At 53.2% G+C, this 18013-nt stretch carries 18 protein-coding genes; 15 read left to right on the top strand and 3 right to left on the bottom strand.

What is annotated here, in order from left to right:
* From moaB to GTPT_RS13535, 10 genes are all read left to right on the top strand, one after another.
* Nucleotides 1-516: a molybdenum cofactor biosynthesis protein B gene (gene moaB, locus GTPT_RS13580; protein ID WP_029990778.1), complete on the top strand. Its 516-nt coding sequence runs from the start codon at nt 1-3 to the stop codon at nt 514-516.
* Between the two features lie 2 nt (nt 517-518).
* A complete protein-coding gene (gene moaC / locus GTPT_RS13575; RefSeq protein ID WP_025902918.1) occupies nt 519-1004 on the top strand; it encodes a cyclic pyranopterin monophosphate synthase MoaC in 486 nt (161 codons plus the stop codon).
* Nucleotides 997-1242 carry a molybdopterin synthase sulfur carrier subunit gene (moaD, locus tag GTPT_RS13570; RefSeq protein ID WP_025902917.1) on the top strand — a complete coding sequence of 82 codons (246 nt, stop codon included), beginning with the start codon at nt 997-999 and terminating at the stop codon, nt 1240-1242. The genes moaC and moaD overlap by 8 nt, the downstream gene beginning before the upstream one ends.
* Before the next feature lie 3 nt (nt 1243-1245).
* On the top strand, nt 1246-1713 hold the full coding sequence (gene moaE / locus GTPT_RS13565; protein ID WP_029990780.1) for a molybdopterin synthase catalytic subunit MoaE: 468 nt from the start codon (nt 1246-1248) through the stop codon (nt 1711-1713).
* 62 nt (nt 1714-1775) lie between these two features.
* Nucleotides 1776-2858, top strand: a complete 1083-nt coding sequence (locus tag GTPT_RS13560; protein WP_051170831.1) for a DUF1615 domain-containing protein — start codon at nt 1776-1778, stop codon at nt 2856-2858.
* 72 nt (nt 2859-2930) lie between these two features.
* Nucleotides 2931-3641: a Bax inhibitor-1/YccA family protein gene (locus GTPT_RS13555; RefSeq protein WP_029990784.1), complete on the top strand. Its 711-nt coding sequence runs from the start codon at nt 2931-2933 to the stop codon at nt 3639-3641.
* 406 nt (nt 3642-4047) lie between these two features.
* Nucleotides 4048-4440, top strand: coding sequence for a YbhQ family protein (locus GTPT_RS13550; protein ID WP_025902913.1), 393 nt, complete (start codon nt 4048-4050; stop codon nt 4438-4440).
* A gap of 219 nt (nt 4441-4659) precedes the next feature.
* Entirely contained in the window at nt 4660-5991 is a 1332-nt protein-coding gene (gene rhlE, locus GTPT_RS13545) for an ATP-dependent RNA helicase RhlE (protein WP_071780132.1), read from the top strand.
* Nucleotides 5992-5995: 4 nt separating this feature from the next.
* Nucleotides 5996-6943: a tRNA dihydrouridine(16) synthase DusC gene (dusC, locus tag GTPT_RS13540; RefSeq protein ID WP_025902911.1), complete on the top strand. Its 948-nt coding sequence runs from the start codon at nt 5996-5998 to the stop codon at nt 6941-6943.
* An 87-nt stretch (nt 6944-7030) separates the two neighbouring features.
* Entirely contained in the window at nt 7031-8221 is a 1191-nt protein-coding gene (locus GTPT_RS13535) for an MFS transporter (RefSeq protein ID WP_025902910.1), read from the top strand.
* Nucleotides 8222-8347: 126 nt separating this feature from the next.
* Here the strand turns inward: GTPT_RS13535 and GTPT_RS13530 are convergent, their stop codons facing one another.
* Complete coding sequence (locus tag GTPT_RS13530; RefSeq protein ID WP_051170826.1) at nt 8348-9409, bottom strand: L,D-transpeptidase family protein; 1062 nt, start codon at nt 9407-9409, stop codon at nt 8348-8350.
* Between the two features lie 161 nt (nt 9410-9570).
* The gene (locus GTPT_RS13525) at nt 9571-10146 is read right to left on the bottom strand and encodes a DedA family protein (RefSeq protein WP_025902909.1); all 576 of its coding nucleotides are present in this window, start codon (nt 10144-10146) and stop codon (nt 9571-9573) included.
* 266 nt (nt 10147-10412) lie between these two features.
* On the opposite strand from GTPT_RS13525, the gene pbpG reads away from it, so the two are divergent.
* From pbpG to idi, 5 genes are all read left to right on the top strand, one after another.
* Nucleotides 10413-11321 carry a D-alanyl-D-alanine endopeptidase gene (gene pbpG / locus GTPT_RS13520; protein WP_029990787.1) on the top strand — a complete coding sequence of 303 codons (909 nt, stop codon included), beginning with the start codon at nt 10413-10415 and terminating at the stop codon, nt 11319-11321.
* Between the two features lie 149 nt (nt 11322-11470).
* On the top strand, nt 11471-13885 hold the full coding sequence (locus tag GTPT_RS13515) for a DUF3772 domain-containing protein (RefSeq protein ID WP_029990788.1): 2415 nt from the start codon (nt 11471-11473) through the stop codon (nt 13883-13885).
* 152 nt (nt 13886-14037) lie between these two features.
* Entirely contained in the window at nt 14038-16332 is a 2295-nt protein-coding gene (bglX, locus tag GTPT_RS13510) for a beta-glucosidase BglX (protein WP_029990789.1), read from the top strand.
* Between the two features lie 51 nt (nt 16333-16383).
* Entirely contained in the window at nt 16384-17268 is an 885-nt protein-coding gene (locus tag GTPT_RS13505; protein ID WP_025902906.1) for an oxygenase MpaB family protein, read from the top strand.
* Between the two features lie 55 nt (nt 17269-17323).
* A complete protein-coding gene (gene idi / locus GTPT_RS13500; protein ID WP_038011609.1) occupies nt 17324-17857 on the top strand; it encodes an isopentenyl-diphosphate Delta-isomerase in 534 nt (177 codons plus the stop codon).
* Nucleotides 17858-17883: 26 nt separating this feature from the next.
* Here the strand turns inward: idi and GTPT_RS17585 are convergent, their stop codons facing one another.
* Nucleotides 17884-17988 (bottom strand): protein YohO, encoded by a 105-nt coding sequence (locus GTPT_RS17585; RefSeq protein ID WP_025902904.1) that lies wholly within the window; start codon nt 17986-17988, stop codon nt 17884-17886.
* Nucleotides 17989-18013: the final 25 nt, after the last annotated feature.

Genomic DNA, 18013 nt, shown 5'->3' with positions numbered 1-18013 from the left:
ATGAGTAAATCCCCGAAAGAGTTTGTGCCGTTATCCGTGGCGATCATGACCGTTTCTGACAGCCGTGATGCCTCGCAGGACAGCTCAGGTGACTATTTAGCAGAAGCCATCCGTGAGGCGGGGCACCAGGTGGCTGAGCAGCTTATCTGCCCTGATAATCGTTACTCTATCCGGGCCGGTGTCTCCCGCTGGATTGCCAGTGAGCAGGTGCAGGTCGTTATTATCAACGGTGGCACCGGCTTCCATCCCAAAAACAGTACGCCCGAGGCCATTGAACCTCTGCTCGACCGCACTATTGAGGGGTTTGGTGAGCTGTTCCGGATGGTTTCGTACGAAGATATCGGCGCGGCGACGCTGCAGTCCCGGGCACTGGCGGGCCTTGCTAATCAGACACTGATATTTGCGCTGCCTGGCTCCACCAGTGCCTGTCGTCAGGCCTGGGAGCGGATTATCTGCTCACAAATCGATGCCACCACCCGTCCCTGTAATTTTGTTTCTCAGCTTAAGAAAATCTGATTATGTCCCAACTCACCCATATCAACCGTGCCGGCGATGCACACATGGTCGATGTCTCGGCCAAATCTGAGACAGTACGTGAAGCACGTGCAGAAGCTTACGTTTGTATGCATCCGCAGACCCTGCAGATGATCATTGACGGCAGCCACCACAAAGGTGATGTCTTTGCCACGGCGCGGATTGCCGGCATCCAGGCCGCTAAGCGCACCTGGGAGCTTATCCCTCTCTGTCATCCGCTGATGCTCAGCAAAGCAGAAGTGACACTGACTCCGTTACCTGACAGCGCTCAGGTACACATTGAAGCCGTTTGCCGGCTGACCGGTAAAACCGGCGTGGAAATGGAAGCGCTGACTGCGGCGTCCGTCGCGGCACTGACTATTTACGATATGTGCAAAGCCGTGCAGAAAGATATCGTGATTGACGGGGTGAGGCTGGTCAGTAAGACCGGCGGTAAATCCGGAGATTTCAGGGCGGGTGACCATGATTAATGTGTTATTTTTTGCCCGCGTTCGTGAGCTGGCCGGACGTTCAGAACTTAAGGTCGCGTCCGTTTACCCGGATGTTGATGCATTACATCAGCATCTGGTGACTCTGGATGACCCTTTGGCCCTGGCACTGGAAAAAGAAAAATTGCTGGTGGCTGTTAACCAGACCCTGGTCTCTTTCAGTCATCCCCTGAATGACGGGGACGAAGTGGCTTTCTTTCCGCCTGTAACCGGAGGTTAAGGGATGACGAGTAAGACAATGATCAGGGTCGGGGAAGCACCGTTCTCCCTCGCCGATGTTTACCAGTGGCTGTCAGCCAGTGATGAAGACGGGGCTATCGTGACCTTCACCGGAAAAGTGCGCAATCATAATGCCGGTGACAGCATCGCGACCCTGACGCTTGAGCATTATCCGGCCATGACAGACAAAGTGCTGCACGATATTGCCACCCTGGCTCGGGAGCGTTGGCCCTTACAGCAGGTCGCCATTATCCATCGGGTAGGGTGCCTGGCACCGGGCGATGAGATTGTGCTGGTGGGCGTCAGTTCAGCGCATCGCAGCAGCGCGTTTGCCGCGGCCAGTTATATTATGGATATTCTGAAAACGCAGGCACCCTTCTGGAAACGGGAAGCCACTGCGCAGGGGGATCGCTGGGTGAGTTCGCGGGAAAGTGATGAACAGGCGGCTAAGCGCTGGGAAGAGCCACGGTGAGTGTGTTAGCCGTGATCCCGCCGATCAGCGCTCTGCGGCCGTTATTACCGGGTCGCGGCAGTCTGCGACGTTATTCTGCGCTGCTGTGCATCGGGTTACTGACGCTGGCAGGTTGCAGCCAGCATCAGCCTTCTGTGTCGGCCGAAAAGCCAGCCGTGGTCAAAGCCCGGGTTCAGCATCTGCTTCCGCCGGCGGTCAGAGATAAAGCCGGCTGGTCGGAAGATATTTACCAGGCCTTCAGCCATCAGAAACTTTCCCCGTCAGCGCAAAACCTTTGTGCGGTCATTGCTGTTGCCGGGCAGGAGTCCGGGTTTAATGCAGATACCCCGGTCAATGGTCTGCCAGCGATTGCGATGAAAGAGATTTATCGCCGGGCTGCAGCGCTTTACATACCGCAATTTGTCGTAGATACGGCCCTGAAGATCCCTTCCCCGGATGGAAAAAGTTACGCTCAACGCCTGCATTCGGTGCGTAATGAGCAACAGCTGAGTGCGATTTTTGATGACCTTATCGGTACGGTGCCGATGGGACAACGGCTGTTTGGCAATCTGAATCCTGTTCATACCGCCGGGCCGATGCAGGTGAGTATTGCTTTTGCCGAACAACATGCTGCCGGTTACCCGTGGCCGGTGGATAAAACACTGCGCCGTGAAGTCTTCAGTCGTCGGGGCAGTGTCTGGTTCGGAACACTCCATCTGCTGGGCTACCCCGTTGATTATCCGTCGATGATTTATCGCTTTGCCGATTATAATGCCGGCTGGTATGCCAGCCGGAATGCCGCGTTCCAGGCGGCTGTGATGCAATTAACCGGGCGCAGACTGGCGCTGGACGGTGACCTGATCCGTTATGACGGTGACGGGGTTGGCAGTACAGAAAAAGCGGTGCTGAGCCTGCAGAGCCGCCTCGGGATCAGTGTTTCTTCACTTCGTCATCAGCTGACCCTGGGAGAAGACCCTGAGTTTTCCCAAAGCACGGTCTGGAAACAAGTCTTCCGGCTGGCAGACAAACAGAACGGACGTCCGCTGCCGCGGGCCAGGTTGCCAGGCATTGAACTGGAAAGTCCGAAAATTACCCGTCAGCTAACCACGGCCTGGTATGCTGAGCGGGTAAATACCCGCTACAGGCAATGTCTGGCACGGGGTTAACCCTTCACTGGCACAGTCACAGTGATTTGTGCCACACTTAGGCATCAGTTTACTTATGTAATGAGGTGGAGCATGGAGCGATATCAACGTCAGGATAATTCAGCGTTACAACGGGCCGGTTCCGGCCTGCAAACTTACATGGCTCAGGTCTATGGCTGGATGACCTGCGGGCTATTGCTGACGGCCTTTGTCAGCTGGTTTGCTGTCAGAACGCCCCGGGTCATGGAGTTTGTTTTCTCCAGTCAGATCACCTTTTTCGGCCTGATTATTCTTCAGTTGGCGGTGGTCTTTGTCCTTTCCGGACTGGTGCATAAAATGAGCGGGGCGCTTGCCACGGGGTTGTTTATGCTCTATTCGGCACTGACCGGACTGACCATGGCCAGCATCTTTCTGGTGTACACCTATTCATCGATTGCTACCACGTTCTTTGTGACTGCCGGAATGTTTGGTGCCATGACTCTGTATGGCTACACCACAAAACGTGATCTCAGCAAGATGGGCAGTCTGTTGTTTATGGCGCTGATCGGGATCCTGGTGGCTTCTCTGGTGAACTACTGGCTGAAGAGCCCGGCGTTAATGTGGGCCATTACTTACATTGGTGTGGTGGTTTTTGTCGGTCTGACCGCCTATGACACCCAGAAACTGAAATATATGGGTGAGAACATCAATATCGATGATAAAGAAAATCTGCGTCGTTACAGCATCGTCGGCGCGCTGACGCTTTATCTGGACTTCATCAACCTGTTTATGATGTTGCTGCGGATCTTCGGTAATCGCCGCTAATTCCTGTTCATTTTATGCCGGGGCCTTAGGGCCCCTTTTTATTGCCTGTCTGCCACGGCAACCCGGTATAACAACATGCTTAATTCCCGGCATTTTGAAGGCTCTGAGGGCGTGCGGAGCGATAAAAAAATATTCTGCTACAGCGTACTGAATTCAGGGGGTTGCAGAGGAATATCTCACTGCCGGAATTTTGCAAAATTGCAAAAAATTCAAAAAAAGTGATTTTTATGGCATAATGCCGTTTCTGAGTCTAAGCCGGATTAGCGAAAACTGGTGTCTGAGTCACAAAAAAACACCCGTAAAAATTAAAAAACAGGCTCTTTTTTTAAAACTGGATTAGTCTGAATAATCCTGACCGGCGATGCCGGTGTGTATGGGCGGCTAAACAGTCTGCCAGGAGAGAAAAATGAAATGGTCTAACCGTGTTCAGATTATCACTGGGCAAACCTGCTTCCATATTGCAATGCATCTGAGTGTTGTTGTGTTCCTGATTTGGGGATGGAAACACCAGTTATTATCTGAAGTCAGCGCGGGTCTGGTGGCGGCTTACGTCATCGTACTGGTCGCGATGATGGTAACGCAGCGTATCGCACGTCTGCGACTGATTGGCGATTATCTTGAAGAAGCCAGCACGACTTATTATTTCGGTGCGGCAATGTTAACTCTGTTCTTACTGTCCCGGGTGGTCCACAATCCATTACTGGTAGGGGCGCTGGGGGTTGTCATGTTGGTGGGTCCGGCCCTGATTTCCTTACTGGCGAAAGAGCCGGTTCGTCATACCGAAAACAAACGCAGTTAATCTTTCTTAACGATGGCAGTTCACTACGGCCGGTCAGGTTTTAACAGACCGGCGCTATTGATAGGTAATGGCACTCGCGCAGTGCTCCTAACTCTGGTAGACTGCCTGTATTATGCATCGTAGTTTTTGCCACTGACTCATCCCTGAGTCACATAACACTACCCCCTGAAAACTGCGCCGTAAATTTACGGTCAGGGCGTTCCGGAGTAACTATTTCCCATGTCTTTTGAATCTCTCGGCCTAAGCGCCGACATCCTGCGTGCTGTCAGCGAACAAGGCTACAGTGAACCTACACCTATTCAGCGTCAGGCGATCCCTGTTGTGCTGGCAGGGGGGGATTTACTGGCAAGCGCTCAGACCGGTACCGGTAAAACTGCCGGCTTTACCTTGCCAATGCTGCAGCGGTTATCCACAACCCCTGCGGTGGCGAAAGGGCGTCGTCCCGTACGTGCATTGATCCTGACACCGACCCGTGAACTGGCGGCTCAGGTCGGGGAGAATGTGCGTGAATACAGTCGCTATCTGAACATGCGTTCGCTGGTGGTCTTCGGCGGTGTCAGCATTAATCCGCAGATGATGAAGCTGCGCGGCGGTGTGGATATCCTGGTGGCGACCCCGGGCCGTCTGCTGGATCTTATCCATCAGAATGCCGTTGATATTTCTACTGTCGAAATCCTGGTACTGGATGAAGCTGACCGGATGCTGGATATGGGTTTCATTCATGATATCCGTCGTGTACTGGCTAAGTTACCTCCGCGCCGTCAGAACCTGTTGTTCTCCGCCACCTTCTCGGATGAGATCAAAGCGCTGGCTGAAAAACTGCTGGATCGTCCGTCCCTGATTGAAGTGGTCCGTCGTAATACTGCCTCTGAACAGGTCAGTCAGCAGGTTCACTTCGTGGACAAAAAACGTAAGCGGGAACTGCTTTCGTATCTGATCGGTCGTGATAACTGGCAGCAGGTGCTGGTATTTACCCGAACCAAACACGGGGCGAACCATCTGGCCGAACAGCTGAGTAAAGACGGTATTACTGCGGCAGCTATTCACGGTAACAAAAGCCAGGGCGCTCGTACCCGGGCACTGGCTGATTTCAAAACCGGCGCTGTCCGTGTCCTGGTGGCGACGGATATCGCGGCCAGGGGAATTGATATCGAAGAACTGCCTCACGTAGTGAACTACGAACTGCCGAATGTGGCGGAAGACTATGTTCACCGTATCGGTCGTACCGGCCGTGCTGCATCCACCGGTGCTGCCTTATCACTGGTATGTGTTGATGAACATAAACTGCTGCGTGATATTGAACGTTTACTGAAACGTGAAATCCCGCGTCTGGCACTGCCTGGCTTTGAGCCGGATCCGTCCATCAAGGCTGAACCCATCCAGAATGGTCGCCAGGGGGGACGTGATCGTCGTCCGGGTGGCGGCGGACAGTGCCCTCGCGGTCAGTCATCCCGCAAACCAGGCGGTGATAACGGTAAACCACGGACGAATAATGCGAGCCCGCGGCCGCCACGTCGTTCGCAGGGACCGAAAAAGACTGAACGGACCTGATCCTATGCGGGTATTACTGGCGCCTATGGAGGGCGTGCTTGATTCTTTAGTCAGGGAACTTCTTTCAGAAGTGAATGATTATGATCTGTGCATTACGGAGTTCCTCCGGGTGGTGGATCAGTTATTACCCGCAAAATCGTTTTACCGGCTCTGTCCGGAGTTGCATCATAACAGCCGGACATCGTCCGGTACCCTGGTCAGGATCCAGCTACTGGGTCAGCATGCCGGCTGGCTGGCTGAGAATGCGGCCCGTGCGGTCGAATTAGGATCCTACGGGGTGGATCTCAATTGTGGTTGCCCTTCCAAAATGGTCAACGGGAGTGGCGGCGGTGCCACTTTGCTCAAAGATCCCGAGGTTATTTATCAGGCAGCGAAAGCCATGCGCGAGGCTGTCCCCGCTGAATTACCCGTGACGGTAAAAGTCAGGCTGGGCTGGGATTCCAGTGCGCGATGCCTTGATATTGCCGATGCAGTTGCCAGCGCCGGGGCGACAGAACTGGTCGTGCACGGTCGGACGAAAGAAGACGGTTACAAGGCAGAAGCCATTAACTGGCCGGCGATTGGTGAAATCCGTCAGCGTTTATCTATCCCTGTTATTGCCAATGGTGAAATTCGCGATCATCAGAGTGCGATGCAATGCCTGAAGGTGACCGGGTGTCAGGATGTGATGGTGGGCCGTTGGGCGCTGAATGTGCCGAACCTCAGCCGGGTGATTAAATATAATGAGCCACCTATGGCCTGGCCGCAGGTAGTACAGCTTCTGAATAAGTATTGTCAGCTGGAAAAGCAGGGCGATACCGGGTTGTATCATGTCGCACGGATCAAGCAGTGGCTAGGCTATCTCCGTAAAGCGTATCCGCAAGCCACCGGACTTTTCAGTGATGTCCGTCCCCTGGCGACGTCCGGGCTCATTGCCTCGGCGATTGCGCGGGCTGCCGATAGCCTGTGCTGAAGACAATGCGTTTTACGGTTGTCGTATTGCGCCATCAGACGCTATGATTAAAAGATTCACTCTTTTTCTTCGGATATTTTACTTATCATGGCTGAATCTGCAGTGCTGGGCCGGACTCAGTTAAACCTACGTATTCTCTCTGTCGTTATTTTCACTTTCTTCTGCTATCTGTCGGTCGGCTTACCCCTGGCGGTACTGCCCGGGTTCGTTCACCATAACCTTGGCTACAGTTCCTTCATTGCCGGCATTATTATCAGTTTGCAGTATTTCTCCACGCTGATCAGTCGGCCGCAAAGTGGTCGCCTGGCCGACAGTATCGGCCCGAAAAAAGTCGTTATGCTGGGCCTGGTGTTGTGCGGAATGAGCGGGGTGATGACGATTATCGCAGCTATCGTTGCCGGGCGTCCGATGCTGAGCTTAGTATTATTGGCGGCGGGACGCATCTGTCTGGGGTTCGGCGAAAGTTTCAGCAGTACGGGAGCAACCCTGTGGGGGATGAATCTCGTCGGCCCGGTACATACGGCCAGAGTGATTTCCTGGAACGGCGTGGCGACTTATCTGGCTATGGCGATTGGTGCCCCTCTGGGAGTATTACTCGATCAGGGGATGGGGATCAGTGGCTTTGCCGGGCTGGTAGCGTTCATGGGCGGGCTGGGTTTTGTCTTAGCCAGTAAAAAGCCTGCCATTATCGTGACCGTCGCTAAACGTGTTCCCTTCAGCCAGGTCTTCCGGCGGGTGTGGATTTTCGGGCTCGGGCTCAGCGCCGGGACGATTGGTTTTGGGGTGATTGCTACCTTTATCACGCTCTATTTCAGCAGCCGCGGATGGGGCGGGGCAGCAGTGACGCTGACGCTGTATAGCCTCGGATTCACCGTCATAAGGCTGGTGTCAGGAAATGCTATCAACCGTTTCGGGGGGCTGAAGGTTTCACTGATCTCCTTTCTGGCGGAAGGGATCGGACTGTTTCTGCTCTGGCATGCGGATTCGGTACTGAGCGCCGATATCGGTGCTTTTCTTACCGGCTGTGGTTTCTCGCTGATCTTTCCTGCACTGGGCGTGGAGGCGGTGAAACAGGTTGAACCTCAAAGCCAGGGATCCGCCCTGGGAACTTACTCTGCCTTCCTGGATTTCGGTCTGGGGATCACCGGACCGGTGGCTGGCTTGCTGATGAATTTCGCCGGGATCCGCTCAGTTTATCTGGCGGCAATGCTGGTGGTTGCCGGAGGGGTAGTGCTGATGATTCAGTTACTCCGGCGAAACACACTCAAGCCGGTCTGACGCTTTTGGTATCGTCGGCAGAGAGGTCCGGGTCGGCACGGTATCACGGTCATTCCCGCTAGCCAACGCCCAAAAAAAGCCCCGCAGTAAGCGGGGCTTTTCGTCAGACCTCAGAAGAAAGCGGATTTATCCGGCTGTGGCTGCCTGAGGCTGCTCAGTGATAATATTCGCACCCTGTGGGGTGTTTGGCGTCAGCGGTTCTTCTTTCGGCAGTGCTTCAGAGGTTTCTGCCACCGGTTGTGGTGTCGTATTAATCGCACCCCCCACACCATTAATTTTCACCGGCATCCCTGAACGCGCTTTCAGTGCAGCATTCAATACGTTCTGGTTAATGCCCGGGTCAGTCAGAAATTTGCTGATCGCTGGTGTAATGGTTAACGGGACTTCCGCATTAGAAGTAAACTGAGCTTCGGTCGTGGACAGCGGATTATGCACTTCAATATAGCGTGAACCATCAGGCTCTACGGCAACTTTAATGGGCTGATCGATAAATTGCACACGGGTACCGACCGGCACATTTTCAAACAACCATTTGATATCATCAGCACGCAGACGGACACACCCGTGGCTTACCCGTAAACCGATACCGAAGTTAGCATTGGTGCCGTGGATAGCATACAGGCGACCAATATAAAGCGCATACAGGCCCATCGGGTTATCCGGTCCGGCAGGGAAGACATCCGGCAGGTTCTGACCATTAGCTGCATATTCTGCATGCATCGCTTTTGTCGGTGTCCAGGTCGGGAAAGGACGCTTGTGCTGGACACTGGTTACCCAGTTCAGCGGAGTATCTTTACCCAGTTCGCCGATACCGATTGGCAGAACGACAACGCTGTTAGTGCCTTTCGGATAGTAATAGAGACGCATTTCGGCACTGTTGATCACAATACCTTCGCGCGGTGCATCCGGCAGGATCAATTGCTGAGGAATGATAAGCTTAGTGCCACCCTGCGGCAGGTAGACATCCACTTTAGGATTGGCCTCCAGCATATTACTCAGCCCCATCTGGTACTGAGAGGCGAAAGCCTCCAGCGGCAGTTTATTGTCCTGCGGAAGAGTCACCTCAAGGTTTTCACCGATAAGACTGCTGTTTGCCGGGGGCAACGGATAAAGCACGGCAAATGCAGAGTGGCTATAAGCCACTAAAGCCAGTGCGAGTGAAGCGAACGCGCGAATGCTATTTTTCATATTTATTCAGTATATTAGTGCCTGAAGCGGGCGTGTTAAGAGTAATGTCCGGGACCGTAAAGTATTGCTGGCGGCACAGTATATGTGCTTGAGCGAATCTCAGGAACCTGCATTTTATCGCGGAGCATTTTACTGCAGGGCATGACCTGTCAACTGACCGGTTACTGCTGCTTCCGCTGTTTTAAAAAGCGTATCCCTTTCCAGACTATGTACAACACCACGAGCAATCCTGCAACCCAGAACAAAGGTTTCAGATAGTTATCCAGTTTATCCAGCCAGGGAGCGATCAGCTTACCGGCAAAATATCCCAGACTGACAAACAGCATTGCCCAGATAAATGCACCGATCACATTAAAAATCAGAAAACGGCGCGGAGACAACTGGCTGGAACCGATAATGATGGGGCCGATGATCCGGAAGCCATACATAAAACGGACACCAATCACAAACAGGCTGGGATAACGGTGGATAAGCTGTCTGGCTTTTTCGACTTTATCCTGATGGTTTGTGAACCTGGAAATGATTCGGGTACCGTAACGTTTCCCCAGCCAGTAGAGTAACTGGTCACCTATAATGCCGCCAGCCATCGCCGCCGCGACGACGCCGGAAAAATGTAATAATCCCTTATGGGCAGCAACGCCCCCAAGCAGAACGAATGTTTCACCTTCCGCGACACAACCTATCAATAGCGCAAGATAACCATAGTGTGAAATCAAAGAGTTAATATCAATATGCAATGCTGAGGTCCCTGGTATTATTCATCGGTATGGTAAGTTTACACGGCATTTCGTTCCGGCGCGATGTTGCCCCAGGTTTTACGAAGAAGTCGAACCGGTATTTTTGTCAGACTTACTTACAAATTCTGCGGTAGTCAAATTTCCGTTACTTTAAGTTTTTTTATTATGAACAGCGTATGATGCTGCCGCCAGCTAACCACACGATAATACCGGGCGGCGGCCTGTGCCTGCACAGTCATGAAAAACATCACGGTATCATTAATAACATGTCTTTAAATTTACGCCATTCTTTACTGATTTTTGCATTAATTTCACCCGCGACCCTGGCCGTTTTGCCCGCGAGTGCTGAACGCAGCACGCCCGATGTCGGCGCGGCGTTGCAACCACAGATAGCGTCCGGCAGTGCGATGGTTCTCGACCTTAAAACAAATAAAGTCCTTTTTTCCAGTCATCCGGACCGTGTCAGGCCTATTGCCTCTTTAACCAAGCTGATGACCGTCATGGTAGTGCTGGATTCGAAACAGCCGCTGGACCAGATAATTAATGTAGATATCAGTCATACACCCGAAATGCGCGGTGTGTTCTCCCGGGTCAAACTGAACAGTGAAATCAGTCGTCGCAATATGATATTGCTGGCATTGATGTCGTCAGAAAACCGTGCCGCCGCCAGCCTGGCAGCGCATTATCTCGGAGGTTACCAGGCCTTTATCCAGGCCATGAACGCCAAGGCACGCGCCCTGGGGATGACGCATACTCATTATGTGGAGCCCACCGGATTATCGATCCACAATGTGTCTACAGCGTCAGATTTGGTGAAGTTGCTGAAAGCCACCGAAAAGTATCCGCTGATCGGTGAACTGAGCCGAACCCCGGAAGACACTGCTATCTTTAGTCATCCGTCATACGCACTGCCTTTCCGTAATACGAATCATCTGGTTTATAATAAAACCTGGGACATCCGGTTAACGAAAACCGGTTATACGGATGAGGCGGGACATTGCCTGGCAATGCGCACAGAAATTAATGGCCATCCGGTGGCATTGGTGGTGCTTGATGCGTTCGGAAAATATACGCATTTTGCGGATGCTAACCGTATTCGTAGCTGGCTGGAAACCGGAAAGTCAGCCCCGGTACCGGCCTCTGCGCTGGCGTATAAGAAAGAGAAAGCCTTGTAACCCGATGTCAGGACATGGCGGGAACCTGGTCGGTTCCCGGCATGTTTTCCGTACCATTCCGATGGCACGTCCCGGAAGAACACTCTACAACTGATTATCTGATAATTTTTGACCACTTCACCGTTATCGTTCCGGGGTATAAAGTCATTATGAGAATTTTCCCGACCCTTCTCAGCGTTTTCTTACTGCTGTTCACCGGTCAGTTTTCTGCGAATGCGCTGGCTGAACCCTCACAGACAGAGCCGGCACCTCAGATTAATGCGGGCCATGAACTGGCTAAAATGCAGGTGATCCTGGATAAAATTAAAGGCCAGGTCTCTGGTTCGACGCCGGATGTTACCCTGAGCCAGCTGAATGAAATGGCTCAGGAGCTTTCAGAGAATGCCGATACGCTGGCACAGAGCCTGCAGCCTCAAAGCCAGAAAATAGATGCTCAGCTTGCAGTGTTGGGGCCGCCACCGGCCCCGGGCAGCGGTGTCAAAGAGACCGCCGACGTTACCAGCAAACGACGGGTGCTGGGTGAGCAGAAAAAAACACTGGATAGTCAGATTAAACAGGCCACGGCGCTAAAGAATGGTGCTCTGGTATTATCCGCACAGATCCTTAATCTGCGCCGGGATCAGCTAAGAACCCAGCTGGCGCTTAACTCCGGCAGTATCCTGTCAGCAACGTTCTGGCAGCCGCTTTATGACAGTAATCCGTTCGACCATGAGAAGTTTGAACGATTCAGTCAGGAATTACTGGATACCGCGCTACTTTCCTGGAGTCCCGATGCCCGGGTGGGAACCGTTTTCTGGGTGCTGGCCGCCATACTGGTGATGGTCGCGGGGCGTCGCTATATGGAAGAGTTTCTTGCCTGGGTCAGCATTCATAAGCTGCCGGAAGGGCGCCTGAGACGCAGTTTTCTGGCAATGGCGATTGCCTTAACCACCTTACTGGCCGTCGTGCTGTCATTTAACTTTATTGCGCTGGCGTTTACCCGGAGTGATGCGGTGGAAAATGATGTGCGGGAATACGTTTCCCGGCTGGTGCAGTTGAGTATCATTTGTGGTCTGATTGCGGGGCTGGGGCGTTCTTTTCTTTCCACGCGGCGACCCAGCTGGCGCCTGGCGAATATCAGTAATGGTGTTGCCAATGCGCTAAAGCCTTTTCCGACCTTTATTGCTTTGGTGGTCTTTGTCTTCCAGGCGATGGAATCGTTTAACTATACGGTCGGTACCAGCGTCAGTACCACCGTCTTCGGTAACGGACTGACGGCCTTAGTGATTGGTCTGTTTGCCGTTATGATTGTGATGCGTATTAATCGAACCCGACGCCGGATCCAGAACGATGACACGACCGTGGAAACGCGTTCCACTCTGGCCGGTATTATTGAACTTTCACTGTTTCTTGCCGGAGTGGCCATTCTGGTGGCATTACTCATCGGTTATGTGACCTTCGGGCGCTTCCTCAGCTATGAGGTGGTGTGGATTGGTATTCTCCTCAGCTCTTTTTATCTTCTCAGTCAGCTGGCGGCGGACAGTTGTGAAGCGATATTTTCTACTGCTAACGCCTGTGGCCAGCGAGTGCAAAGCACACTGGATATCGATGAACGTTACTTACATCAGATTGCCTCACTGTTATCGGCATTACTGAAATCCTTTCTGGTGTTATTGCTTATATTTGCGTTACTCAATGGCACCATATCCTCGATCTCTCCGACAGAAATGCTGCAAAAAGCCATCGCATTCTGGGGCGGGAAAGGGCTCGAAAAACTCAATATTGTACCTTCGCAGGTTGTTACCGCACTGATCCCGTTAGTGGCGGGGATATATGTTCTGCGTGCGGTCAGGCGCTGGCTGGATCAGGACTTCCTGCCGAAAACTGAGATGGATAAAGGGATGCAGGTTTCTATCATCACTTTATTTACCAATGTGGGTTATGTGCTGGTGATCCTGCTGGCGCTTTCAGTGATGGGCGTGCAGTGGAATAAGCTCGCCTGGATTGTCAGTGCGCTGTCGGTCGGTATTGGTTTTGGTTTACAGGAGATCGTTAAAAACTTTATCTCCGGGCTGATCCTGCTCACCGAACGTCCGGTGAAAGTGGGAGACCTGGTCGGCATCAGTGGTTATGAGGGGGACATCCGTCGTATTAATGTCCGTGCGACTGAGATCCAGCTCTCCGATAAATCGACGGTGATTGTGCCGAACTCACAGCTGATCTCACAGAATGTCCGTAATGCCACGATGGGGAATGCCCAGGGGGTGGTAACTATTCCGCTGGTTTTCCCGCTCGATATTGATCCGGTAAAGGTGAAAGAGATTTTACTGGGGGTTTATCAGGACAACGAACGTATCCTTGAAACCCCGGCACCGTCGGTCAGTTTTAAAGATCTTTCCGCTCAGGGGATTTCTCTCAGTGTCACCGGTAATGTGGCGACTCAACGGCAGATATCTTCGGTGAAAAGTGAGTTACTGTTCGAAATCCTGGTGCGCTTGCGCCATTCCGATGTGCCGTTGTCCTCACCGCAGACGATGGTTATCGAACAGAAGAAAGAGTCATCCATTCCGGGGCCGACGGAATAACCGGTTATCTCTTTGATCGGGCTTGCTGTTCCCGGGCCCGGCCACTCCCCGTAATACTTTCTGCATGCTATGCTTTTCAGAACAGACCCGACCCCGGTTCAGTGTACACCTGTCCCGGTCCCCGACAGCTGCCCGTCTCTGAGAGCCTGACTATGAAATGGTTTTACCCGTTACTGGTAATAAGTGTTTCGATCCCCACTGCATTTGCAACGACCCCGGCAGAGCCCGGTGTTCCTAATGAACAGGCACGGGATGCGTTTGTCACCCGGCTGCTTTCGAAAATGACACTGAATGAGAAAATCGGTCAGCTCAGACTGATAAGCGTCGGCCCGGATAATCCGAAGTCGGCCATCCGCAATATGATCCGTCAGGGGCAGGTGGGGGCGATTTTTAATACGGTCACCCGGCCGGATATCCGTGCAATGCAGGATCAGGTGATGCAGCTGAGCCGGCTGAAAATCCCGTTATTCTTTGCCTATGATGTGGTGCATGGACAGCGAACGATATTTCCTATTCCTCTCGGCCTGGCCGCCAGTTGGGACGTGAATGCGGTGAAAACCGTCGGGCGTATTTCTGCGTATGAGGCGGCGGATGACGGACTGAATATGACATGGGCACCGATGGTGGATGTCAGCCATGAACCGCGCTGGGGCCGCATGTCTGAAGGGTTCGGCGAAGATACTCTGCTGACCTCCCGGATGGGACAGGCGATGGTGACCGCGATGCAGGGAAAAAGCCCGGCCGATCGTTACTCGCTGATGACCACGGTTAAACATTTTGCACTCTATGGTGCCGTGGAGGGGGGGCGGGAATATAACTCGGTGGATATGAGCCCTCAGCGTATGTTTCAGGAGTATCTGCCACCCTATAAAGCTGCTCTGGATGCCGGGAGTGGCGGGGTAATGGTGGCGCTGAACTCGATAAACGGAGTCCCCGCCACGGCCGATGCCTGGTTATTAAAAGATGTATTACGCCGGCAATGGAAATTCAAAGGGATCACTATCAGTGACCATGGCGCCATTAAAGAGTTAATTCAGCACGGGGTCGCCAGTGACCCTCAGGATGCGGTACGTATCGCCATTACCTCAGGTATTGATATGAGCATGAGCGATCAGTATTACAGCGAGTATCTGCCGGGACTGGTCAAAAGCGGTGCGGTGACCATGGCTGAGATAGACGATGCCACCCGCCATGTTCTGAATGTGAAATACGATATGGGGCTATTCAGTGACCCTTACCGGCATCTGGGGCCCGCCAAAGATGACCCGGCAGATACCAATGCAGAAAGTCGCCTTCATCGTCGCGAAGCCCGGGATGTTGCGGCAGAAACGCTGGTGTTACTGAAAAACCGCCTGGATGTACTGCCTTTGAAAAAGCAGGGCACGATTGCCCTGGTCGGACCGCTGGCGGACAGTCAGCGGGATATTATGGGGAGCTGGTCTGCCGCCGGGGTGGCAACGCAGTCGGTGACCTTACGTCAGGGGATGGAGGATGCCCTGCGGGGGAAGGCAACGTTACTTTATGCCAAAGGCGCCAATATTACCGACAACCCGCAGGTACAAAAATTTCTGAACAGTTATGAACCTGCGGTGACGGTCGATAAACAATCACCGCAGCAACTGATAGACCAGGCGGTCGATATGGCACGTAAAGCCGATGTAGTGGTGGCCGCGGTCGGAGAGTCACAGGGGATGGCGCATGAAGCGTCCAGCCGTAGTGATATCCGTATTCCGCAGGCGCAGCGCAGGCTGCTGGATGCGTTAAAAGCCACGGGAAAACCGCTGGTGATCGTTCTGATGAATGGCCGGCCACTGGATATCAGCCACCAGGCGGAGCAGGCGAATGCGATTCTGGAGACCTGGTTCAGTGGGACGGAAGGAGGTCATGCCATTGCTGATGTGCTGTTTGGCGATATCAACCCCTCCGGAAAATTACCGGTGAGCTTCCCGCGCTCTGTCGGGCAACTGCCGGTGTATTATAACCATCTGCCAACCGGCAGGCCGTATAACTATCTGCATCCCGATAAGTATACCTCTCACTACTACGATGCGATCAATGGCCCACTCTATCCGTTTGGTTATGGCCTGAGCTATACCACCTTTACCGTCTCCCTGGTCACACTTTCAGCACCGGCACTCAGTGCCGGAGGCAGCCTGCAGGCGAGTGTGACGGTCACCAACACGGGTAAACGGTCCGGGGCAACCGTGGTTCAGATGTACCTGAATGACCCGGTTGCCAGCCTGAGCCGTCCGGTGGAAGAATTAAAAGATTTTCGCAGGATCCAGCTGGCCCCCGGGCAGTCGGAACGTGTCAGTTTTACTGTTACCACAGATGAACTTAAATTTTGGGACCCGCAGATGCACTATGTGGCTGAACCCGGGAAGTTTAACCTGATGATAGGGCTGGATTCGGTCAGGACGCAGAAAACGGTCTTTACCTTGCGTTAACCCGGACTGCCGGACCGATGCCGGCGGTCTTTTTTTCCGGCATGAGAGACCATGATAAGTATGATCCGCAACAAAATTTCCCGACAGGTGTCACGGCTTAACGGTTTGTCACTGAATGAGTTTGATCTCACTCAGCCGCCAGGCGATCCGGGCTTATTCGGCCCGGGGAGTATGGTCTGGGAAGTTCATGGCGATTTCCCTTCTATGCTATGTGGCGGGATAGCGGCACTGCTTTTGCAGATGCAGCATCCGCTGGCATTGGCTGGCGTCCGGGATCACTCGGACTTTCGCAGAGATATGTTCGGGCGCTTACGCAGGACCAGCCAGTTCATTGCGGTCACCAGTTTTGGCAACTGCCGTGATGCCAGCACGCTGATAGAGAAAGTGAAGAAAATTCATCTGCATGTCACCGGTGAAGACCACCTGGGGCGGAAGTACCGAGCTTATGATCCGGCGTTGCTGACCTGGGTTCATGTCGCCGAAACTTACTGTTTTCTTGCCGCTCACCTGCGCTACAAAAACCCGGCACTGAGCCGTGACGAACAGAACCGTTATTACAGAGAGGCAGCACTGACCGGTCAGGCACTGGGAGCCACGAATATTCCGGTGACAGTCACTGAGGTGGAAGCGTATCTGCAGGCGATGCGGCCTCAACTCTGTATTGATGAACGGACCTGCGAAGTCAGCCGGTTATTGTATTCGGCACCGGCACCCTCGGCCGCCGCCCGTCCCGTGATGAATATTATGCTGCGTGCCGGAGGCGATCTGCTGCCTGAATGGACGTCGGTACCGGGTCTGCCACGCCGAAGTCGTTTACAGCGATGGATGACCCGTCACAGCATGCAGGGTGTGGCGGCCCTCTTGCGCTGGTCAGTGACCGACGGCGCACGCGCCAAAGCGATGCGCAGAGCCGCCTCACCGGCTGAGGGGGAGTGATTCACTGTGCGCTGGCAGCAGTGTATAATCACTGAAGATTTTTTAAGGAATTCTTATGTCAGCGATCGAAGTTATTCTTGTCGATAAAAATGATATCCCGACAGGAAAAATGGAAAAACTGGAAGTACATGAAAAAGGGCTACTACACCGGGCCGTTACTGTGTATGTCTTTAACCGGAAAGGTGAGTTTCTGCTCCAGCGCCGGGCGGCCAGCAAATACCATTGCGGGGGGTTGTGGAGCAATACCTGTTGCGGACATCCTTTTCCTGGCGAAGGGACACAACAGGCGGCAGAACGTCGTTTGCGTGAAGAAATGGGGCTGAGCGTCTCTCTGCAGCCGGTTTTCGAAATAAGTTACAATATGCCGCTGAACAATGGTCTGACGGAACATGAATACGGGCATGTTTTTTTCGGCATCACCGACGAACCGCCGGTACTCAATATTGAGGAAGCCGATGCGTGGCGATATAGCCATGTGGGTGAATTACAACGTGAAATGGCCGCCGATCCCGACAGGTTTACTCCCTGGTTTCTTTATACGCTGTCACAGGCTATTGCCCATCATCCCGCTTTTATAGCAGCGGAGTAGCGCCGTGTTACTCCGCAAAGGGTGGGTCAGGACCTGAGGATAATGGTATAGCCCACCAGCATCAGGCCGCCCATCCCCCCGACAGCCAGTAGCAGGAAAAGAAAGGTAATGCCGATTTTTTGCCAGTTCATGTCCATGCTGCTCCGTTAACAGGGA

It is taken from the genome of Tatumella ptyseos ATCC 33301, from assembly GCF_000735525.1.
GTDB lineage: Bacteria > Pseudomonadota > Gammaproteobacteria > Enterobacterales > Enterobacteriaceae > Tatumella > Tatumella ptyseos.
Note: the sequence above shows the minus strand (reverse complement) of the source record. Positions and strands in the feature narration are given on the sequence as shown.

Bases quoted from the DNA above. Each gene is read 5' to 3' on its own strand.
- moaD (WP_025902917.1), top strand. From the start codon at position 997: ATGATTAATGTGTTATTTTTTGCCCGCGTTCGTGAGCTGGCCGGACGT.
- moaE (WP_029990780.1), top strand. From the start codon at position 1,246: ATGACGAGTAAGACAATGATCAGGGTCGGGGAAGCACCGTTCTCCCTC.
- GTPT_RS13555 (WP_029990784.1), top strand. From the start codon at position 2,931: ATGGAGCGATATCAACGTCAGGATAATTCAGCGTTACAACGGGCCGGT.
- moaB (WP_029990778.1), top strand. From the start codon at position 1: ATGAGTAAATCCCCGAAAGAGTTTGTGCCGTTATCCGTGGCGATCATG.
- idi (WP_038011609.1), top strand. From the start codon at position 17,324: ATGTCAGCGATCGAAGTTATTCTTGTCGATAAAAATGATATCCCGACA.
- GTPT_RS13535 (WP_025902910.1), top strand. From the start codon at position 7,031: ATGGCTGAATCTGCAGTGCTGGGCCGGACTCAGTTAAACCTACGTATT.
- dusC (WP_025902911.1), top strand. From the start codon at position 5,996: ATGCGGGTATTACTGGCGCCTATGGAGGGCGTGCTTGATTCTTTAGTC.
- pbpG (WP_029990787.1), top strand. From the start codon at position 10,413: ATGTCTTTAAATTTACGCCATTCTTTACTGATTTTTGCATTAATTTCA.
- GTPT_RS13505 (WP_025902906.1), top strand. From the start codon at position 16,384: ATGATAAGTATGATCCGCAACAAAATTTCCCGACAGGTGTCACGGCTT.
- rhlE (WP_071780132.1), top strand. From the start codon at position 4,660: ATGTCTTTTGAATCTCTCGGCCTAAGCGCCGACATCCTGCGTGCTGTC.
- bglX (WP_029990789.1), top strand. From the start codon at position 14,038: ATGAAATGGTTTTACCCGTTACTGGTAATAAGTGTTTCGATCCCCACT.
- GTPT_RS13515 (WP_029990788.1), top strand. From the start codon at position 11,471: ATGAGAATTTTCCCGACCCTTCTCAGCGTTTTCTTACTGCTGTTCACC.
- GTPT_RS17585 (WP_025902904.1), bottom strand. From the start codon at position 17,988: ATGAACTGGCAAAAAATCGGCATTACCTTTCTTTTCCTGCTACTGGCT.
- GTPT_RS13550 (WP_025902913.1), top strand. From the start codon at position 4,048: ATGAAATGGTCTAACCGTGTTCAGATTATCACTGGGCAAACCTGCTTC.
- GTPT_RS13530 (WP_051170826.1), bottom strand. From the start codon at position 9,409: ATGAAAAATAGCATTCGCGCGTTCGCTTCACTCGCACTGGCTTTAGTG.
- moaC (WP_025902918.1), top strand. From the start codon at position 519: ATGTCCCAACTCACCCATATCAACCGTGCCGGCGATGCACACATGGTC.